15 protein-coding genes and 1 pseudogene are annotated in these 19,908 nt (G+C 68.6%); 11 read left to right on the forward strand and 5 right to left on the reverse strand.

Features of this window, described 5'->3' with window-relative positions; translation table 11 throughout:
- The first annotated feature begins 60 nt into the window (after positions 1-60).
- The 3 genes and pseudogenes from GAA2_RS08060 to GAA2_RS08070 all read left to right on the forward strand — a co-directional run bounded on the left by GAA2_RS08060 (position 61) and on the right by GAA2_RS08070 (position 3,363).
- Positions 61-1,401 carry an ATP-binding protein gene (locus tag GAA2_RS08060; protein WP_232513089.1) on the forward strand — a complete coding sequence of 447 codons (1,341 nt, stop codon included), beginning with the start codon at positions 61-63 and terminating at the stop codon, positions 1,399-1,401.
- A complete protein-coding gene (locus GAA2_RS08065) occupies positions 1,398-2,117 on the forward strand; it encodes a LuxR C-terminal-related transcriptional regulator (RefSeq protein WP_269550067.1) in 720 nt (239 codons plus the stop codon). The genes GAA2_RS08060 and GAA2_RS08065 overlap by 4 nt, the downstream gene beginning before the upstream one ends.
- Positions 2,118-2,386: 269 nt before the next feature.
- Positions 2,387-3,363, forward strand: a pseudogene (locus GAA2_RS08070) (IS481 family transposase).
- Here the strand turns inward: GAA2_RS08070 and GAA2_RS08075 are convergent.
- On the reverse strand, positions 3,360-4,622 hold the full coding sequence (locus GAA2_RS08075; protein WP_191834883.1) for a serine/threonine-protein kinase: 1,263 nt from the start codon (positions 4,620-4,622) through the stop codon (positions 3,360-3,362). The pseudogene GAA2_RS08070 and the gene GAA2_RS08075 overlap by 4 nt on opposite strands.
- 79 nt (positions 4,623-4,701) lie before the next feature.
- On the opposite strand from GAA2_RS08075, the gene GAA2_RS08080 reads away from it, so the two are divergent.
- From GAA2_RS08080 to GAA2_RS08090, 3 genes are all read left to right on the forward strand, one after another.
- Positions 4,702-5,733 carry an Rv2578c family radical SAM protein gene (locus GAA2_RS08080; RefSeq protein WP_191834884.1) on the forward strand — a complete coding sequence of 344 codons (1,032 nt, stop codon included), beginning with the start codon at positions 4,702-4,704 and terminating at the stop codon, positions 5,731-5,733.
- Between the two features lie 450 nt (positions 5,734-6,183).
- On the forward strand, positions 6,184-6,978 hold the full coding sequence (locus tag GAA2_RS08085) for a hypothetical protein (RefSeq protein WP_191834885.1): 795 nt from the start codon (positions 6,184-6,186) through the stop codon (positions 6,976-6,978).
- Between the two features lie 16 nt (positions 6,979-6,994).
- Entirely contained in the window at positions 6,995-8,665 is a 1,671-nt protein-coding gene (locus tag GAA2_RS08090; protein ID WP_191834886.1) for a DNA polymerase Y family protein, read from the forward strand.
- 5 nt (positions 8,666-8,670) lie between these two features.
- On the opposite strand, the gene GAA2_RS08095 is transcribed toward GAA2_RS08090, so the two are convergent.
- Complete coding sequence (locus GAA2_RS08095) at positions 8,671-9,756, reverse strand: alanine racemase (RefSeq protein ID WP_191834887.1); 1,086 nt, start codon at positions 9,754-9,756, stop codon at positions 8,671-8,673.
- The gene (locus GAA2_RS08100) at positions 9,753-11,693 is read right to left on the reverse strand and encodes an SDR family oxidoreductase (protein ID WP_191834888.1); all 1,941 of its coding nucleotides are present in this window, start codon (positions 11,691-11,693) and stop codon (positions 9,753-9,755) included. The genes GAA2_RS08095 and GAA2_RS08100 overlap by 4 nt, the downstream gene beginning before the upstream one ends.
- A 176-nt stretch (positions 11,694-11,869) precedes the next feature.
- Here GAA2_RS08100 and GAA2_RS08105 point away from each other — a divergent pair, with 176 nt between their 5' ends.
- Together GAA2_RS08105 and GAA2_RS08110 are read left to right on the forward strand one after the other, a co-directional pair.
- Entirely contained in the window at positions 11,870-15,154 is a 3,285-nt protein-coding gene (locus GAA2_RS08105) for an error-prone DNA polymerase (RefSeq protein WP_024497188.1), read from the forward strand.
- Positions 15,155-15,202: 48 nt separating this feature from the next.
- Complete coding sequence (locus GAA2_RS08110) at positions 15,203-15,430, forward strand: DUF167 domain-containing protein (protein ID WP_024497189.1); 228 nt, start codon at positions 15,203-15,205, stop codon at positions 15,428-15,430.
- Here GAA2_RS08110 and GAA2_RS08115 read toward each other — a convergent pair.
- Positions 15,427-15,891, reverse strand: a complete 465-nt coding sequence (locus tag GAA2_RS08115) for a tRNA (cytidine(34)-2'-O)-methyltransferase (protein WP_024497190.1) — start codon at positions 15,889-15,891, stop codon at positions 15,427-15,429. The genes GAA2_RS08110 and GAA2_RS08115 overlap by 4 nt on opposite strands.
- Before the next feature lie 56 nt (positions 15,892-15,947).
- The gene (locus GAA2_RS08120; protein WP_024497191.1) at positions 15,948-16,886 is read right to left on the reverse strand and encodes a serine/threonine dehydratase; all 939 of its coding nucleotides are present in this window, start codon (positions 16,884-16,886) and stop codon (positions 15,948-15,950) included.
- A 55-nt stretch (positions 16,887-16,941) separates the two neighbouring features.
- Between GAA2_RS08120 and GAA2_RS08125 the strand changes: the two genes are divergently transcribed.
- The 3 genes from GAA2_RS08125 to GAA2_RS08135 all read left to right on the forward strand — a co-directional run bounded on the left by GAA2_RS08125 (position 16,942) and on the right by GAA2_RS08135 (position 19,900).
- The gene (locus tag GAA2_RS08125) at positions 16,942-17,847 is read left to right on the forward strand and encodes a bifunctional methylenetetrahydrofolate dehydrogenase/methenyltetrahydrofolate cyclohydrolase (protein ID WP_191834889.1); all 906 of its coding nucleotides are present in this window, start codon (positions 16,942-16,944) and stop codon (positions 17,845-17,847) included.
- A 107-nt stretch (positions 17,848-17,954) separates the two neighbouring features.
- Positions 17,955-18,248 carry a DUF3017 domain-containing protein gene (locus GAA2_RS08130; protein ID WP_024497193.1) on the forward strand — a complete coding sequence of 98 codons (294 nt, stop codon included), beginning with the start codon at positions 17,955-17,957 and terminating at the stop codon, positions 18,246-18,248.
- Between the two features lie 164 nt (positions 18,249-18,412).
- The gene (locus tag GAA2_RS08135; protein WP_024497194.1) at positions 18,413-19,900 is read left to right on the forward strand and encodes a hypothetical protein; all 1,488 of its coding nucleotides are present in this window, start codon (positions 18,413-18,415) and stop codon (positions 19,898-19,900) included.
- The last annotated feature ends 8 nt before the right edge of the window (positions 19,901-19,908 follow it).

The following is a 19,908-nucleotide window of genomic DNA, read 5'->3' on the forward strand; positions in this document are numbered from 1 at the left end:
GGTCGGGCACCCCGAGTCACGGGTGGAGAAACGGGGGAGAACCCCGATGTCCGGATTGGCATGCCATGGGACCATCGAGGGGTGAGTGGAACGGAGGTGGAGCCTGCGCCGCGGCTGGTACGCCGGGACGGCGGCCGGGTGGTCGCCGGGGTCGCCGGCGGGATAGCCGACCATCTGGGGGTCGACGTCTTCCGCGTCCGGATCGTGTTCGTGGTGCTCGCCGCGCTGGCCGGAGCCGGGGTCGCGGCCTACGGTCTGCTCTGGTTCTTCTGCCCGCCCGGCAAGGACACCGCTCCGCCCGCGCCGGGCGAGCGCCGGCAGTCCCTGGGGCTCGCGGTGATCGGGCTCGTCGCGATGTCGGTCGTCGGCTTTGCCGCCTCGGGCACACCTGCGGAGTATCTCGTTCCCTTCGTGTTCATCGCGATCGGTGCGAGCCTCGTGTGGCGGGAGTTCGACACCTCCCACCGCGCGCCCCGCGCTCCGCTGCTGACCTGGACACGACTGATCGGCGGCGTGCTGCTCGTCGTCGGCGGACTCGTGGTGATCGTCGTCGCCGGCGATCGCAGCTTCGGCGGCCTCAACTCGACGATCCTCGCGGTGGTGGCGACACTCATCGGCGTCGTGCTCCTCACCGTGCCGCTGTGGATGCGGATGTGGCGTGCCCTCAACGAAGAGCGCGCCGCACGCATCCGCAATGCCGAACGCGAGGAGATCGCCTCGCACCTGCACGACTCGGTGCTGCAGACCCTTGCGCTGATCCAGAAGAAGGCCCACCGTCCCGAGGAGGTCGCGCGGCTCGCCCGCAGCCAGGAACGGGAGTTGCGTGCCTGGCTGTTCGGCGACCCCGCGCAGGAACGCGGTTCGCTCGCGGCGGCGCTGCGCAGCGTCGGCGCGGAGGTCGAGGACGCCTATGGCGTCGACGTGGAGATCATCACCGTCGGTGATCTGCGGCCCAACGACGCGCGGGATGCGAAACGATGGTCGGCGCTGGCCGGGGCGACCAGGGAGGCGCTGGTCAACGCGGCCAAGCATTCCGGTGAGCGCACGGTCGACGTGTACAGCGAGGTGACCGAGGACCAGGTCGAGGTGTTCGTCCGCGACCGTGGCGTGGGCTTCGACCCGATGGTCGTCGACGACGACCGCCAGGGGATCAGCCGGTCGATCCGGTCGCGGATGGAACGGATGGGCGGTCGGGTGGCGATCACCTCGACACCGGGGCGCGGGACGAATGTCGCTCTGACGATGCCGCGCGTCGACCGTGTACCGGTGGTCGACGAGGCGGTCGACGAGGCGGTCGACGAGGTCGACGAGGTGGGCGCGGAGACCGGCGCACCGCCGGTGCATCAGGCCCAGACGGAGCAGGCAGAGAAGGAAACAACGGACGACCGGAAGGTGCGATGACCCCCCAGCAGACCTCGAATTCGATGGACACGACCACCGGCGCACCGGCGTCGGGCTACACCGTGTACCTCGTCGACGACCACGCCGTGTTCCGTTCCGGGGTGCGCGCGGAGCTGGCCGACGAACCGGGACTGCGGGTGGTCGGGGAGGCGGGTACGGTGCCGGAGGCGATCGCCGGAATCGTCTCCACCGCACCGGACGTGGTGCTCCTCGACGTCCACATGCCGGCCGGTGGCGGGGTCGCGGTGCTGCGTGGCGTACTCGACCGGCTCGGTACCGATGCGGCGTCGACGCCGGTCTTCCTCGCCCTGAGCGTCTCCGACGCCGCCGAAGACGTGATCGCGACGATCCGGGCCGGTGCCCGCGGGTACGTGACCAAGACGATCGACGGCGCCGAACTCGCCGATGCGGTGCGTCGTGTCGCGGAGGGCGATGCGGTGTTCAGCCCCCGGTTGGCCGGGTTCGTGCTCGATTCGTTCACCGGCAAGTCGTCGGCGGCCGAACCGCCGCTGGATCCGGAACTCGACTCCCTCACCCGCCGTGAACTCGAGGTGTTGCGACTGCTGGCCCGCGGGTACACCTATCGGGAGATCGCCGAGGAGCTCTTCATCTCGATCAAGACCGTGGAGACGCACGCATCCAACGTGCTGCGCAAGACCCAGCAGTCCAACCGCAACGCCCTGACCCGCTGGGCGGCGACACGCCACATCGGCTGATCCGCCGGTCGGTTCGGCTACTCCGCCGATCGGTTCGGCTACTCCGCCGATCGGTTCGGCTACTCCGCTGGTTGAGCTCGTCTCCGCTGGTTGAGCCGTCTCCGCTGGTTGAGCCGTTTCCGCTGGTTGAGCCGTCTCCGCTGGTTGAGCTCGTCGAAACCTAGCTGTAACTCTTGGGGAGGTTGTGAACGGCGTGGTTCCGGTCAACAGGTGAGGGCCTCCGGTATCGATGTGGTTACCACACACACGCCGATCTCCAAGAGGCCCTCATGACCCACCGTAATGCCTTTCTCAGCGAACGTGGCCGCCTGGCCCTGGCTCAGTGCGTCGTCGACCAGGGTTGGCCACTGCGACGAGCCGCCGAACGGTTCAACTGCTCACCGGCCACGGCCAAGAAGTGGGCCGACCGCTACCGGCAGACCGGTGAGGCCGGCATGACAGATCGGTCCAGTCGCCCCTACCGGTCACCCACCCAGCTCGCGGTGCGCCGTGAACGTCGAATCATCAAGCTACGGTTCCTGCGTCGCTGGGGCGCTGCACGAATCGCTGCGCACCTGCGGTTGGCGAGGTCGACCGTTGAGGCGGTGTTGCGCCGGTATCAGATGCCGCTGTTGCGTCACCTCGACCAGGCCACCGGACTACCGGTGCGCCGGACCCCGCCACGCCGCTATGAACACGACGCTCCCGGCGACCTGATCCACGTCGACATCAAAAAACTCGGCCGCATCCCCGATGGCGGCGGCCACCGAAAACTCGGACGCACGATCGGCAACCGGCACAACAAGAAACAACGCCCCGGCTACGCATATCTGCACCACGCTGTCGATGACCACTCACGGTTGGCGTACTCCGAGATCCTCACCGACGAACGCAAAGAGACCGCGGCGCAATTTTGGGACCGGGCCAACGCCTTCTTCCAGGCCCACGGCATCTCCGTGAAAAGAGTGTTAACCGATAACGGAGCCTGTTATCGCTCAAAGCTTTTCGCAGAATCCCTCGGACCGACATCGCGCACAAGAAGACCCGACCCTACCGGCCGCAAACCAACGGCAAAGTCGAACGCTTCAACCGGACCCTGGCCTCGGAATGGGCCTACGCCGAGGTTTACACCTCAGAGACCGCCCGCGCGGACACCTACGCCGACTGGCTGCACCAGTACAATCACCACCGAACCCACAGCGGTATCGGCGGCCTCACCCCGATCGAACGCCTACACGTTCACAACCTCACCAGGTCTTACACCTAGCGCAACAGCGCGATCGCGAGGACCACGAGCACCGCAAGCACAGCGAAGAACACGAAGACCGACACCGCGAGGGCCGTGCTCGAGGTGGCCGAGTTCCGGGACGGTTCGCCGTAGCCGGGGTTCATCGGCTGCCGATGGGGTGACGACGACTGGGAGGCAGCCGAATACGGCTGCGGCGTCGACATCAGCGTCGGGGAGTGGTGCTCCTGCCGCGTATGCGGGATGTCGCGTGAGCCGCGATCACCGGCCACGGTCGGCGCGTACGGCGGCAGGGTCGCGCCGGCCACCGGGCGATGGGGTCCCGTGGTCGACGAGCGGTTGTTGCGCTGCGCCCACACCGGCGTACCTGCCCCGGGGCGGGTGATGAGGCCGGTGAGCACCTGGTCCCTGGTGCCGCGGGAACCGGCGGCGAAAGCGGTGAGCGCGTCGCGCGCCTCCGCCATCGACGGTCGTTTCGTCGGACTCGGTTCCAGCAGACGGAGCAGCACCGGTTCGAGATCACCGGCCTTCGTCATCGGATTGATCCGTGCCCGGGCGACCTTGTGCAGCAACGCGATCGAGTTGTCGTCGACGCCGAACGGTGGCTGGCCCTCGACCATTGTGTAGATCGTGGCACCCAGCGAGTAGACGTCGGAGGCCTCCATCGGCTCCGCGCCGCGGGCCACCTCGGGAGCGAAATAGGCTGGGGTGCCGGTGATCACGCCGGTCTGGGTGAGTGTCACATCGTCCTTGGCCCGCGAGATGCCGAAGTCGGTGATCTTGACGAGGCCGGCGTTGCGGCCGCCCTCGGCGATCAGGATGTTGCCCGGCTTGATGTCGCGGTGCACGATGCCGGCCGCGTGGGCCTCGACCATCGCGTCGGCCACCTGCGCACCGATCTGGGCGGCCTCCATCGGCTCGAGCGTCGTTGTGGCGTGCAGGATCTGGGCGACGCTGCGTGACGGCAGGTACTCCATCACCAGCCATGGCTCACCGCGGTCGAGGGCGACGTCGTGCATCGCGATGGCGTTGCGGTGCGACAGCTTCGCGGCGATGCGACCCTCGCGCATCGCCCGCTTACGGACGTTGTCCGCGGAATCCTCGGTGAGGCCCTCGGTGGAGACGACCTGCTTGACGGCCACGTCGCGATCGAGGAGCTGGTCGCGAGCAAGCCACACCGTGCCCATGCCGCCGCCGCCGATCCGCGACTTCAGGCGGTATCGGCCGGCCACCAGGTACTGGGGACCTGGGGCATGATGGGTTCCGACGGACGGTGGCATACGGCGATGATAGCGGCGAGGGATCGCCGGCGGGCACCCCACTTGACAGTCAGATCGCACATGTGTTCGACTCGCTGGTATGCGATGGTCCGAGCAGGCGGTCGAGGTCGACGACGGGGCACTCCCCGGGCTGAGCCGCTCCGGCCTGGTGCGGTCGGTGCGGACGCCCGACTTCGAGGGTGTCACCTTCCACGAGGTGCTGGCGAAGAGTGCTCTCAACCGTGTCCCGGAGGCCTCGCATCTCCCGTTTCAGTTCACCGTCAACACTTTTCGCGGATGCACCCACGCGTGCCGGTACTGTTTCGCCCGGCCGACGCATGAATACCTCGACCTCGATGCGGGTAAGGACTTCGATTCCCAGGTGGTCGTGAAGCTCAATGTGGCGGCCGTGCTGCGCAAGGAGCTGAAACGACGCTCCTGGACGCGGGAGACCGTCGCGCTGGGAACAAACACGGACCCCTATCAGCGGGCCGAGGGCCGGTACAAGCTCATGCCGGGGGTGATCTCGGCGCTGGCGGAGTCCCGGACGCCGTTCTCCATCCTCACCAAGGGCACACTGATCCGGCGTGACCTGCCCCTGTTGCGGCAGGCGGCGGCCCAGATCCCGGTGAGCATCGGGATCTCGCTGGCCATCATCGACCCGGATCTGCAGAAGAAGATCGAACCGGGCACACCGTCGCCGCAGGCCAGGCTGTCGCTGATCCGCGACCTCGCCGACGCCGGCCTCGCGCCTCATGTGATGGTCGCACCGGTCATTCCCTACCTGACCGACTCGACGTCGCACCTCGATGCGCTGCTGGAGGCGTTGGCCGGGGCCGGCGCGTCGGGCGTGACGGCGTTCCCGATGCATCTGCGGTCCTCGACCAAACCCTGGTTCCTGGAGTGGCTGGCCGAGGAGCACCCGGCGCTGATCCGCCGTTACCGCGGCCTCTACGGACGCGGTGCCTACGTGACACCTGAGTACTCGTCGTGGCTGCGGGAGCGGATGCAACCCATGGTGCAGCGCCACGGGCTGGCGGGCTCGGGTGGCCTACGGCAGTCCGGCACGGATGCGGACTCGGCGGGGTCGGTCGCCGCGCCCGAACTGCAGCACGCGCTCACCTTGTTCTGACCCTCCTGCTGCCTGAGGGGCGTTCCCCTTGCTGCCTGAGGTGCGAGGAGCGTGAGCGACGAGCCACGAAGGCCTGGTGACGTCACTCGCCAGGCCTTCGTGGCTCGCTTCGCTCGCACCTCAGGCAGCAGGGGGCTCCTCGCACCTCAGGCGGCGGGGGGGCTCCTCGCACCTCAGGCAGCAGAGGGGCTCCTCGCACCTCAGGCGGCGGGGGTTTGTTTTCTGTGACGAAAGATGCGCCAGTGCAACGTGTTACGTCCGTCGATCGGGTGCTGATGGCCGTCGGTTGACGCTTGTCGGTGGGTGGTTCTACTCTCTGGGTATCGAAACAATGTTCGAATGATCGGCGGACGAGATCACTCTCGGATCATTCCTCACGGCGGTTCGAGAACCAGATGGCGCAGCACCTTCCCGGCTCGCTCGAGTACCACCACGCGACTGGAGAGTGTCATGGATGTGTCATCCCGTGTCATGGATGTGTCGTCCCGTACGGATGAATTGGCCGGACTCCGCCGACGCATGGCGGCGATGTCGGGGCGTCCCGACCGGCACGCGGTGGAGACGCGTGATCCGGCCGCAGGCGTGCTGCCGATCCCCGAACCGCTGTCGGAGATACTGCCGCACAATGGGATTCCGCGTGGAACGGTCGCCCGGTTCGACGGTGCCAACTCGTTGCTGGTCGCGATGATCGCATCGGTCACCCGCGCGGGCGGTCAGGTCGGGATCGTCGGGATGCCCCGGCTGAGTCTGTTGTCGGCGGTGGAGATGGGTGCGGACCTCTCGCGCATCGCCACCATCCCCGATCCCGGCATCGATCCGGTGGAGGTCGCCGCGGTGCTGCTCGACGGCATGGACCTGGTGGTGCTCGGCAAGGTCGGACCGGGGGTGGGCGCGGCGGATGCGGTCGCCCCGTCACGGGCGCGCGTGGTGATGGGACGCGTACGCAAACAGTCGTCGGTCCTGCTGGTCGCCGGTGGCACATGGCCGGGTGCGCAGCTGACCATCGAGGCGCGGGTGCTCACCTACCGGCACAGCCCGTTGGTGTCCGGCGCCACCGACCTGGACTCCGCACGCAGCGGTTACGGCCGCATCGGCGGGATGAGGCTGCAGGTCACGGCCTCGGGACGCGGCAGGCAGTCGCAGAGCACCGAGGTCGATCTCCTGGCACGAGGCCAGGGTGCCGACCGGACGGTGGAGATGGTCTCGACGACGAGTGCTCGTCCGGTCCTCGCGGTCGCGAACTGAGGCAGGGGGCGAACCGATGACACAGCAGGAGCTCACCAGGCGGACTCTCGCACTCTGGTGCCCGGACTGGCCGGCGATGGCGGCGGCCGCCGAGGCCGATCTGCCGCCGTTGCATCCGGTGGCGGTGCTGTCGGCGAACCGGGTGGTCGCCTGTTCGGCGACGGCCCGGGCCGTCGGCGTCCGACGCGGCATGTGCAAACGCCAGGCACAGGCGGTGTGCCCGGAGATGACCGTGGTCGCGGCCGACGAGGGTCGCGACGGCCGGCTGTTCGATCCGGTGGTGACCGCGGTGGCCGAGGTGATCCCGACCCTCGAGGTGCTCCGGCCGGGTCTTCTGGTGATCCCCGGTGATCGGGCGGCGCGCTACTTCGGCGGTATGGAGGCGCTCGCCGAGGAACTCGTCGACGTGGTGTCTGCCTGCGGTATCGAATCGCAGGTCGGCATCGCCGACGAGATCTTCACCGCCGTCCTCGCCGCGCGGCACGGCCATCAGGTGGAACCGGGTGGTGACCGGGCTTATCTCGCCGGGCGTCCCGTCGCCGATCTCGCCCTCGAACCCAGCATGAGCGACCCGTCACGTGTCGAGCTGGTGGATCTGTTGCGGCGCTTGGGGATCGGCACCATCGGCGCCTTCGCCGAGATGGACATCGCCGACGTGGCCACCCGATTCGCCCGCGATGCGGTGCTCGCGCACCGCCTGGCCAATGCATTACCGGGGCGCGTGCCCTCAGGCCGGCATCTGCCGGCGGAACTGGACGTCGACCACACCTGCGATCCGCCCGTCGACCGCATCGACGTCGCGGCGTTCATCGGACGTACCCTCGCCGAGAAACTGCATCGTCGTCTGCGGGACGCCGCGGTCGCCTGCACCCGGCTCACCATCGAAGCGATCACCGAACGCGGCCAACAGCATTCGCGGACGTGGCATTGTGCACAGCCGCTGACTCCGGAGACGACCGCGGACCGCATCCGCTGGCAGTTGGAGGGGTGGCTGACCGGTGGGCGGCGGGGGAACGGCGGCCGGAAAACGAATGGCGGGGGAACGGGTGGACCGGGCAAGGACACCCGTCCCGACTCGCCGATCGTGCGGCTGCGGTTGATACCGGTGGAGGTCGTCGAGGCCGGTGCCCTGCACTATCAGCTCTCCGACGCACTCTCCGGCGGCACAGCGGTCGACCCCGACGTCGAAGAACGCGCCCGTCGCTCACTCGTCCGTATCCAAGGACTGCTGGGTGGCGATGCGGTCCGTATCCCGGTGCTCAGCGGTGGGCGCGGACCCGCCGAGCAGATCACGATGGTGTCCCTCGGCGACGAACGGACACCGCGCCGCGACCCGTCCGCACCGTGGCCCGGCCACCTGCCGCAACCCACCCCGACGGTGCTGGTGGAGACGGCTGTCAGTGTGCTCGACGCCGTCGGCCAACCGGTGCGGGTGACCGACCGGGGAGCGTTCACCGCCGAGCCGGTGACCGTCCGGCTGTCGGAGCCGGCGGGTGGGGGAAAGAGCCGGAAGACGAGTTGGGGGTTGTGCTGGTGGGCCGGCCCGTGGCCGGTCGGCATGGACCGTGCATCCGCGGCAGGGACCACCGAACTGATCGCACGGGCACAGGTGCTGCTCGACGATTCGCGCGCACTGTTGCTGTGCTACCGCGGAGGAACGTGGATCGTCGAAGGGGTCTACGAGTGAGGGCTTCAGCTGTTGCGACCCCGCGCGATCACCGGCCACCTGGTGTCCGAGCCGTCGATCGCCACCAGCTCGTCGACCAGGTTGACCGCGTTGCACACGTGGTTCGGCACCACGCGAACGAAGCTCCCGATACCCGGGATGTCCTCGTCGGGAGACTCCGCCGGGAACTCCACCACCGCATGATGTTCCGACAGCATCACGATGCGGGCATCGTGATGGTCGAGGAGCCGGCCGTACCCGGTGGCCCAGGGTGCGCGGTCGGCGCCGAGGATCTTGCTGCCCGCGTCGAGGACGATCCGGTGGGCGTCCCGGCGCACCACCGTCGCGACCGCGGTCAACGCGACCTCGTCGAAGCCGCACGAGCCGATCTCCACCTGCTGCGCGTCGTTGAACGGATACACGCCGGGGCGGATCTCGGTGAGGACATCCGCATGTCCCGCGTCGAGGAAGCCGACCGTCGGGGTCGAACCGCCGCTCCGGACGCGGGGGTCGACGCCGTTCGCGCGCAAACCGGCGGCCGCCGTCGCCAGCGCGGCCACCTCCTGTTCGGCCGCGGCGCGTCGGGTGTCACCGAGACCGTAGGAATGGCCGGGGAAGGTGAACACGCCGATGACGTCGAGTCCTGCCGCGACACCCGCCTCGGCGACGGAACCGGCCAGTTCCGGGGCGACGCCGGTGCGGTGCTGACCGGAGTCGACCTCGACGAGCACCTGCAGGCCGGCCGTGCCGAGCGACCTGGCGAGATGCCGTGCGCCGGCGAGCGAATCGACCCCCACTCGCAGATTGACCCGCTCGGCGAGCGCGCGCAGTCGAGACGCCTGGACGGCGTTCGGCCACAACGGGTATGCGATGAAGATGTCGGTGCACCTGGTGGCATCGGAGGCGTCGGCGAAGGCTTCGGCCTCGCCGATGGTCGCCACGGTCAGCCCCACCGCGCCGTGATCGATCTGAAGGCGGGCGATCTCGGCGCACTTGTGGGTCTTGGCGTGCGGCCGGACGTCGACGCCGACGTTCCGGGCTGCTCCGGCGAGTGTGGCGAGGTTGCGGTCCAGTCGGTCGACGTCGACCTCCAGGTACGGGGTGTCGATCACGCGTCGCGACCACCGGAACTGCGGGGACGGCCCAGGGCGGCCGCCGACTCGCCGAACAGCAGGTACTCCTGGTGCAGGATGCGGGTGGTCAGATCAGGGGTGTAGCGATGCCCGAGTTCGGCGATCGTCCCGACGACCGAACTGACCCGTTTGGGCCGATCGATGATGGCGTGCAACACCCGGGACGCGGCCTTGTCGACATCCCAGGTGCCGGGCTGGTTGTCGTAGGCCTCGGTGGGGGAGATCATCCGCGTCTTCACCAGCGGCAGACGCACATTGGAGAACGTCACATGATCGGAGACGGTTTCGGTGCCGGTCACATCGCTGAACGCCTCCAGCGCCGCCTTCGACGCCGCATAGGCGCCGAAGCGCGGACCGCGGGACTGCACCGCGATCGAGGTCACGTTGACCACATGTCCCGACCGCCGGGCAACCATGTGCGGCAGGAGTCCGAGGATGAGGTTGACCGCGCCGAAGTAGTTGACCGCCATGACCCGGTGATAGTCGTGGGAGCGTTGCACCGAGTTCACGGTGGCGCGCCGGATGGACCGGCCGGCGTTGTTGACCAGCACGTCGACGTGACCGTGCTCCGCCAGTACCGATTTGATCAGCGCGTTGACCGACTCCTCGTCGGTGATGTCGCACTGATACGCCACCGCACGGCCGGGCGGGATGCCCTTCTTGCTGGTCGTCGAATTCAATTCGGCGGCGGCGGAATCGAGTTCGTCGGCAGATCGGGCCACGATGATCACGTTGGCGCCACGTGCGATGCACATCCGGGCGGTGGCCTTCCCGATGCCGCTCGACCCGCCGGTGATGAGGATGTTCTTGCCCACGAGAGGGCCGCGGGGGTCGCGACGCCGGTTGCGGGAACGGTCGAGGTGCGCAGACCAGTACTGCCACAGGCGGGGTGCGTACTCGGCGAATTCGGGGACGCCGATCCCGTGCTCGTGGAGGACGGCGATGGTGGCGTCGGAGGAGAACTCCACCGGCAGCGACACCGCGTCGAGCACCGCCGGTGGGATGCCCTGTTGGGTGGCGAGGAGATTGCGGCCGACGCGGGCCGGTCCCATCGCGGACAGCGCCAGTACCGGCTCGACCATGGCGTGGGGGACGGCGTCGAATCCCCGGGGTGCACCGAAGGACGGGGCGAGCGCGTTGTACATCTCGGTGATGGTGAGCGAACGCCGGTCCCCGAGGTGGAACACGAGCCCGCTGCGCTGCGGTTCCACGGCGATGAGTGCCACCATGGCTGCGGCGACGAAGTCGACGGGCACCATGTTGAGCGTGCCGAGGTCGGGCATCGGCAACCGCAGCTTCGACGGGAGACGTCCGAGCGCCGCGAGGTGACCGAAGAAGTAGTAGGGGCCGTCGATCTTGTCCATCTCGCCGGTCCGCGAGTCGCCGACGACGATCGAGGGCCGGTACACGCGCCACCGCAGGCCCTCGCGTTCGCGCACGACTCGTTCGGCCTCGAACTTGGTTCGGTGATACGCCGTCGGAAAGCCTTGCCCGACTTCGAAATCGGTTTCGTCGAAGCGGCCGCGATGGTCGCCGGCCACCGCGATCGAGGAGACGTGGTGCAACAGCGCGTCGTGGGCGATGGCGAAGTCGGCGACGCGTGAGGTGCCGAGGACGTTGGCGGCTCGTTGCGACTCGGCGCCGGCGGCCATGTCGTAGATTGCGGCGAGATGGACCACGTGGTCGAAATCCGGCAGGTCGTTCGCGTCGAGGCCGAGGCCCGGGCTGGTCAGATCGCCGACGACCGGGGTCACTCGATCGGCGGCACCGAGGTCGTCGAGCAGGGCGGTGAACGTGGATCGAGAGGATTCGCGCACCAGTGCGTGGATGGTCGCGTCGGGGTCGACGGTCAGAAGACGATCGATGACGCGCCGTCCGATGAACCCGCTGCCTCCGGTGATGAAGTAGCTAGTCATGTAGGGATCCCATCATGTGAGCGGGCATGTCACCCGCTGGATGTCCCGTCCCCCGATGGGAGATGGAATCTGTCTGGTACTCAGAGTTGCACTAACTCGAGCCGGACGCAACGGCCTACGGGGATCGGCGGGGAATCCGGATGTCCATTCGAACTCGTGTTCGATAGACTGTTCGGGTGGGCTGGGATCAGGGACCACCGACGTGGTCGGAGATGGAGCGGGTGCTCTCCGGTCGGGCACCCGACGGCGGGCGTCCGGGTACCGCCTTCGGTCCCGATGACAGCGACCACGCGATGTTCCCGGGCGACGGCGGCGACAGCCCCGCCTGGTCGCGCAAACGTGGTGCGTACCAGGCGGGGGACATCAGGCGGGGATCGTCGTCGGTGGCATACGCCGAACTCCACGCCCACAGCTCCTACAGCTTTCTCGACGGTGCGTCGATGCCGGAGGAACTGGTCGAGGAGGCGCAGCGGCTCGGTCTGGCGGCGCTTGCGGTCACCGACCACGACGGCTTCTACGGGATCGTCCGGTTCGCCGAGGCCGCCCGTGAATTCGGGATGCCGACGGTCTTCGGTGCGGAGCTGTCGCTGGAGCCCGACATCGCACGAACCGGACACAACGATCCCCCGGGAGAACACCTGCTGGTCCTCGCCCGTGACGGCGAGGGTTACCGCCGACTGTCGCGGACGATTGCCGAGGCGCACATGGTCGCGGGCGAGAAGGGGCTGCTGCGCTACGACCGCGACGCCCTGGCCGGTGCCGGGGACGGGCATTGGCTGATCCTCACCGGCTGCCGGAAGGGCGCGGTCCGACGCGCGCTGGACCGCGGCGGCGTCCCGGCCGCGGAGATCGCGCTGCGGGAGATGATCGAGACCTACGGCCACGGCAACGTCGTCCTGGAGCTCACCGCCCAGGCCATGCCCGACGACGACGAACGCAACGCGGTGCTCGCCGGTCTCGCCGCGCGCGCCGGGGTGCCGACGGTGGCCACCACCGGTGCGCACTTCGCCGCGCCCCGGCGCCGCCGGCTGGCGATGGCGATGGCGGCGGTTCGGGCCCGCACCGACATCGAGACCATCGCGGGCTGGATGCCGGGCGTGGCCGGCGCGCATCTGCGCAGCGGCGACGAGATGGCACGGCTGATGCCCGCGCACCTCGACGCGATCGACAACGCGGCCGGCCTCGCCGCCGATTGCGCCTTCCATCTGGGCCTGATCGCGCCGGAATTGCCGCCGTTCGACGTGCCGGAGAGTTACACCGAGGCCAGTTGGTTGCGTGAACTCACCATGACCCGCGCCCGGCGCCGCTACGGCACGCCCACCGAACATCCGCAGGCCTACCGGCAGATCGAGCACGAACTCGCCATCATCGAGACCCTCACGTTCCCCGGCTATTTCCTGGTCGTCGCCGACATCGTCGACTTCTGCAAGGCCAACGACATCCTGTGCCAGGGCCGGGGGAGCGCGGCCAACTCGGCCGTCTGTTACGCCCTGGGGATCACCAACGTCGACCCGGTCGCCAACAAGCTGCTGTTCGAGCGGTTCCTGGCCCCCGAACGCGACGGACCGCCCGACATCGACGTGGACATCGAGTCCGACCGTCGTGAGGAGGCCATCCAGTACGTCTACCGACGGTACGGCCGGGATCGCAGCGCGCAGGTCGCCAACGTCATCACCTACCGCGGCCGCTCGGCCATCCGGGACATGGCGCGGGCGCTGGGGTATGCGCCCGGTCAGCAGGACGCCTGGGCGAAGTCCCCGGACACCGCACCATCGGACGTGACCGATCTGGCCGGTGAGATCCTCGGCATGCCACGGCATCTGGGCATCCACTCCGGTGGCATGGTGATCTGCGACCGGCCCATCGCCGACGTCTGCCCCACGGAGTGGGCACGGATGGAGAACCGCAGCGTGCTGCAGTGGGACAAGGACGACTGCGCGGCCATCGGGCTGGTCAAGTTCGACCTGCTCGGTCTCGGCATGCTCTCGGCGCTGCACTATGCGATCGACCTGGTCGCCGAGCACAAGGGCATCGAGGTCGACCTCGCCACACTCGATCTCGCCGAACCCGCGGTCTACGAGATGCTCTGCCGCGCCGACTCGGTGGGCGTGTTCCAGGTGGAGTCCCGCGCCCAGATGGCGACCCTGCCGAGGCTGAAACCGCGCTGTTTCTACGACCTGGTCGTCGAGGTGGCGCTGATCCGTCCCGGTCCCATCCAGGGCGGCTCGGTGCATCCCTTCATCAAACGACGCAACGGGCAGGAACCGGTCACCGTCGAGCACCCGTCGATGCACAAGGCCCTCGAGCGGACGCTGGGCGTGCCGCTGTTCCAGGAGCAGCTGATGCAGTTGGCCGTCGACGTCGCGGGCTTCGACGCCTCCGAGGCCGACCAGTTGCGTCGGGCGATGGGCTCCAAACGGTCGCCGGAGAAGATGGAACGCCTGCGCAAACGCTTCTACGCCGGCATGGAGCGACTGCACGGCATCACCGGGGACACCGCCGACCGCATCTTCGAGAAGATGGCCGCCTTCGCCAATTTCGGCTTCCCGGAGAGCCACTCGCAGAGTTTCGCGTCGCTGGTCTTCTACTCGTCGTGGTTCAAGTTGCATCATCCGGCCGCGTTCTGTGCGGCGTTGCTGCGGGCACAGCCGATGGGTTTCTACTCGCCGCAGTCGCTGGTCGCCGATGCCCGCCGGCATGGGGTGGCCGTCCATCGTCCCGACATCAACGCCTCCCTCGCGCACGCGACTCTGGAGAACGAGGGCCTCGACGTGCGGTTGGGTCTCGACGGGGTGCGCGGGGTCGGTGAGGAGGTCGCCCAACGCATCGTCGACCGTCGCGCCGACGGGCCGTACACCGACATCACCGACGTCTCGCGGCGTGCTGCCCTGAGCGCCAAGGAGCTCGAGGGGCTCGCCGGGGCCGGGGCTTTCGACGGTTTCGGTCTCAGCAGGCGGCAGGCGCTCTGGGAGGCCGGGGCCGCCGCGACCGTCCGCGACGATCAGCTGGAACTGCGATCGGCGGGTGCCACCCCGACGCTGCCCGGCCTGTCCGACATCGAGTTGGCGGCCACCGATGCCTGGGCCACCGGCATCACCCCGAAGACGTATCCGACGCAGTTCCTGCGCCCTCGGCTCGATGCGTTGGGGGTGGTGGCCGCGGACCGGTTGCTGTCGGTGCCCGACGGCGCGCGTGTGCTGATCGGGGGTGCGGTGACCCATCGCCAACGACCTGCGACGGCTTCGGGCGTGACCTTCATCAACCTGGAGGACGAGACGGGGATGGTCAATGTGGTGTGTTCGGTGGGCCTGTGGGCGCGGTACCGTGTACTGGCACAGACGGCACCGGCTCTGCTGGTGCGCGGCCGGGTACAGAATGCCGAGGGGGCCGTGACCGTCGTCGCAGATCGTTTGCAGCGCATGGATCTTCGAGTTGGAACCAGATCCAGAGACTGGCAGTAGCCCGCGGGAGGCCTGCCGGAGTGAGAAGACAATGAATCGGGGATATCGATGCCGCAGCAGGTCGTGGTGACCGTCAAGCCGAAGAGCAGCAAGGGTCCGCTGGTGGAAACCGGACCCGACGGCACCATCACCATCTATGTTCGCGAGCCCGCCACCGAGGGCCGTGCCAACAAGGCCGTCGCCGAACTGCTCGCCTCACATCTCGGAGTGCCCAAGAGCAAGGTCGCGCTCATCGGCGGGGCGACCGCCCGCACCAAGCGGTTCCGGGTGGGCTAGACGGCCCCGGCGAAACCGTTCTGCCGCCATGCCTCGTAGACGACGATGCTCGCCGCGTTGGCGAGGTTGTGTGAACGACGGCCGGCGAGCATCGGGATGCGCACCCGGTCGGTGACCTCGGGTTCGGAAAGGACCTCCTCGGGCAGTCCGGTCGGTTCCGGGCCGAACAGCAGCACGTCGCCGGGCCGGTAGTCGACGTCTGTGTGATAGCGCTCCGCATGTGCGGTGAACGCGAACACGCGCTCGGGCTTCAACGTGGTCCACGCCGTCACCAGGTTGGGATGCACGGTCACGTTCGCCATCTCGTGATAGTCCAGACCCGCCCGCTTGACCTGGGCGTCGGACATCGAGAATCCCAGGGGTTCGATGAGGTGTAGTTCGCACCCGGTGTTGGCGGCCAACCGGATCGCGTTTCCGGTGTTCGGCGGGATGCAGGGCTGATAGAACATGATCCGGAACATGATGTGCTCAGCGTAGTCGCAGGCCTCGCCGGGAGTGACGCGACGGTTCGTGTCGGCTACAGGTCGAAACCCGTGTTCGCACCGCACAGCACGATGCACGGCGTCGAATCCGGTTCTGTCCGAACCGCTCCGGTGGTCACCGCGGCGACGGCCGCGGCGGTGCCGTGTTCGACGAGGATGCGGTGAGAGTCCCACAGCATTCGTCGAGCGGCGACGAGCTGGTCATCGGTCACCAGCACACTGTCGACGTCCGGATGCTGTGCGGCGGTCTCCCAGCAGATGTCACCGAGGCGGGTCGCACCGAGGGAATCGGCGGCGATGCTCTCGAGTTCGACCGGGACCGGTGAACCCGCTGCCCGTGCCTGGTGAAAGCACGATGCCCCGAGGGGTTCGGCACCCACCAGGCGGTCGCCGGGACGCAGGGTCGCCGCGAGGCCGGCGAGGAGCCCACCGCCGCCGACGCAGGCCACGGTGGTGACCGGACCGGGTATGTCCTCGGCGACCTCGAGGCCGATCGTGCCCGCACCCGCGACGATGTCGGGCAGGTCGTAGGCGTGGAGAGCCAGGGCGCCGGTGGTCGCGGCGATCTCCACCGCGGCGTCGGCGGCGTCCTGGTAGCGCAGCCCGACGAGATGAACCTGCGCGCCCAGGGTTCGCAGTGTTCCGACCTTGACCGCGGGAGCCGTCTCCGGGATCACGACGGTGCAGGGCACGCCGGCGATCCGTGCGGCCCAGGCCGCGCCGATCGCGGCGTTGCCTCCTGACGCGACGAGCACCCCGGCGTCCATCAGCGTTCCCTCGGCGCGCGCGTGCATCGTCGCCCACAGGCTGCCCCGGACCTTGAAACAGCCACCGAGCTGGAGGTACTCGAGTTTGAACGCGACGTCCCGCGGGCCGTCGACGGTCTCGATGGTGCTGTGCGATGTCGGTGTGCGCCGCAGGAGAGGGGAGATGGTCCTGGCGGCGAGGTCGACGTCGGCCCGGGTTGCTCTCACGGCACAGACAGTAGTGGCTCACATCGCGCTCGCTCCGGATGGAAGAATGTCGGGCGTGACCGCGATACGACTGGATGGCAAGACCACGCGCGACGAGATCTTCGCGGATCTCGCCGAACGGGTGAACAAACTGCGCGAGGCGGGCATCACCCCGGGTCTGGGCACGGTACTCGTCGGAGACGACCCCGGCTCGCACTCCTACGTCAAGGGCAAGCACTCGGACTGCGCCCGGATCGGTGTCGAATCCATCCGCAAGGACCTGCCGTCCGACGCGACCACCGAGCAGCTCAACGCCGCGATCGACGAACTGAACGCCGACCCGGCCTGCACGGGATACATCGTGCAGCTGCCGCTGCCGAAGCACCTCGACGAGAACGCGGCGCTCGAGCGGATCGACCCGCTCAAGGATGCCGACGGACTGCACCCGATCAACCTCGGTCGACTGGTGCTGGGCAAGGAGTCGACACTGCCCTGCACGCCGCGCGGCGTCATCCATCTCCTCCGGCGTTACGACGTCCCGATCGCGGGTGCCCGCGTCACCGTCGTCGGTCGTGGGGTCACGATCGGCCGGCCGATCGGCCTGCTGCTGACGAGGCGCAGTGAGAACGCCACGGTCACTCTCTGCCACACGGGGACCGCGGACCTCCGCTCGGAGGTCGAGCGTGCCGACATCGTCGTCGCCGCTGCAGGTGTACCGCATCTGATCACCAAGGACATGGTGAAGCCGGGTGCCGCGGTCGTCGACGTGGGCGTCAGCCGGACCGACGACGGCCTGGTCGGCGACGTCCATCCCGACGTGTGGGAGGTCGCCGGACACGTGTCGCCGAACCCCGGCGGAGTCGGGCCGCTGACCCGCGCATTCCTGCTCGTCAACGTCGTCGAACGGGCCGAGCAGCAGCTCGCCGCCCAACAAGCCGCTGCCGAGGCCGTCGCCGGGGTCGAGGGCGGCGGCACGGCGTGAGCCCGGACGAGCCGCACGTCGGCCCGGTCGGTTCGGATCCGCCCTCGACGGATCCGAATCGGCCGAAACCGCGACCTCCGGGTGACGGAGCTCACGGAGCCGAACCCGTGCCCGAGCTGGTGCACGGGGTGCGTGCGGTCATCGTTCAGATCCCATATCTGCTGGTGATGCTCGGCGTACTCGTGGCCGCGCTGTTCGTGATGTTCGACCGATGGCGACGCGGATCTTTCGTGTTCGGCGCGGCGCTTCTCGTCGGTGCGTTGCTCCGGGCGTTCATCCCTTCGTCGCAGGCCGGATTGTTGCAGGTCAGAGGGAAACTGTTCGACGTCTCGGTGATGGCGACGGTCGGTGGTGTGATGCTCTGGCTCGCCACGTCGATCGACTCTTTGGGAACGGATTGATTACAATAGAGACCTGAGCGTGACCTTGAGACGCAGTGGTCGCGCCTGACCAGGCAAATCTCTCTGCCCGACAGCACTGAGTACGACGCTGGGCAGACGCATCGACCGCTGGAGTACGTATCACTGCAACACCGACCGATGGCCACGTGAACCAAGTGACGTCGATGGGCGTGTCGGCAGGCGCCGGCATGATCCACTACGTCTTGCTGACGCGTGACGATCTGGGCCGCAGTGTGGTGGATTCGCGCGTGATCGACGTCGACCCGACCGACGGGCTCGACGGCCCGGGGCGCGTGAACGCCGGTATCGACGTCATGCTCAGCGCAGCCCGCGAGGCCGACGCACGCGTCGGTCCGATCGGCGTCGCGGCCCGGACCGCGGCCCAACGACGCCATCTGCGATCACGGGGGAGCGGCCCCCGCCGCCAGATCCGTCTCGTCGCCGAGGACGAGGCCGTGGTCGCCTACCTCGCCGACACCGGTGAGATCGACCGCTTCTCCGCGGCCGTGGTCGTGGACTGCGGTGACACCGGTATGACCATGTACACCGTCGACCCGCAGAACCGGCAGATCACCGCCGTCGAACGCTCGACCGTGATCAGCGGCCGGCGTCTCGACCGCGCCATAGCCGAAGGTCTCACCGCCGACAACCCGGCTCTCGGAGATTCGTCGCGCACCCGCGCCGGGCGCAGCGAGTTGCTCAGCGCCTGCCGGACCGCGAAGGAAGAGATCGCCTACGGCGCTGCGGGATCCGATGGCACCGAGGGTTCGTCGGTGACGCTTCCGGGCGGTTCGGGACGGGTGTCGCTGACCGAATCCCATGTCGCGGGCGCCGTCGAACCGATGGTGCGTGAGGCACGGGAGGTGTTCGACCGCTATGTGGCCGACGTGGCCGCGCGAGGCATCAATCCGGACGCAGTGGTCTTCGTCGGTGGTCTCGCCAATCTGCCCGCGGTCCGGGAGATCACCCAGGGGCATGACTTCGACACAGTGTGCCCGTCCGCCCCGGAACTGGTGGCGGCGACGGGTGCGGCGCTCCTCGCCGGTGAGAGCGGTCCGAGCACCGCGCGACTGGCCTTCATCGGTGGTCGTCGGCAGCGTGAGTGGCTCTCGGCCATGCCGCTCGCGGTCGCGGGAGCGATCATCGCCGCGGCACTGATCACCGTGTACGCGGTCAGCTCCTCGTTCGCCGAACGACAGGTCACCGAGCCGTCGCCGTCGGTCGACAGTGTCCCGGCGGTCGCAACGACGAGCGAGCAGCGATCCGATCCGGTCCCCACGACGTCGGCTCCGGTGACGCGCGTCCCCGACCAGCCCGTCGAGCAGACCTTCGAGCAGACCTTCGAGCAGCCGACCGTGCCCCAGCAACCGGTTCCGACACCGGACCGGGACGCTCCGGGCTGGGCCACCACAGAGTTGGCGCCGACTCCGCCGTCGACCGGTACGAGCACGCGTACGTTGTCGCCGTATCCGTGGCCGACGCTGCCGTTCGCTCCGGGCACGACGCCGCGCATCCCGCCGGATCTGTTGCCGAAGGAGCTACTGCCGTCGAGTCCGGCGCAGACTCCTCCTCCGCCCGAACACTCGGCCACGCCGCGGGCGGAAGCACCTGCCGCTCCGTCGTCGAGCAGCCCGGTACCCGTCCCGCGCTGAGCGCCGAA

This window comes from Gordonia ajococcus (genome assembly GCF_012974285.1).
GTDB classification, from domain to species: Bacteria; Actinomycetota; Actinomycetes; order Mycobacteriales; family Mycobacteriaceae; genus Gordonia; species Gordonia amicalis.

Bases quoted from the DNA above. Each gene is read 5' to 3' on its own strand.
- GAA2_RS08075 (WP_191834883.1), bottom strand. From the start codon at position 4,622: ATGCCACCGTCCGTCGGAACCCATCATGCCCCAGGTCCCCAGTACCTG.
- GAA2_RS08085 (WP_191834885.1), top strand. From the start codon at position 6,184: ATGGATGTGTCATCCCGTGTCATGGATGTGTCGTCCCGTACGGATGAA.
- GAA2_RS08135 (WP_024497194.1), top strand. From the start codon at position 18,413: ATGGGCGTGTCGGCAGGCGCCGGCATGATCCACTACGTCTTGCTGACG.
- GAA2_RS08100 (WP_191834888.1), bottom strand. From the start codon at position 11,693: ATGACTAGCTACTTCATCACCGGAGGCAGCGGGTTCATCGGACGGCGC.
- GAA2_RS08090 (WP_191834886.1), top strand. From the start codon at position 6,995: ATGACACAGCAGGAGCTCACCAGGCGGACTCTCGCACTCTGGTGCCCG.
- GAA2_RS08080 (WP_191834884.1), top strand. From the start codon at position 4,702: ATGCGATGGTCCGAGCAGGCGGTCGAGGTCGACGACGGGGCACTCCCC.
- GAA2_RS08065 (WP_269550067.1), top strand. From the start codon at position 1,398: ATGACCCCCCAGCAGACCTCGAATTCGATGGACACGACCACCGGCGCA.
- GAA2_RS08115 (WP_024497190.1), bottom strand. From the start codon at position 15,891: ATGTTCCGGATCATGTTCTATCAGCCCTGCATCCCGCCGAACACCGGA.
- GAA2_RS08060 (WP_232513089.1), top strand. From the start codon at position 61: ATGCCATGGGACCATCGAGGGGTGAGTGGAACGGAGGTGGAGCCTGCG.
- GAA2_RS08110 (WP_024497189.1), top strand. From the start codon at position 15,203: ATGCCGCAGCAGGTCGTGGTGACCGTCAAGCCGAAGAGCAGCAAGGGT.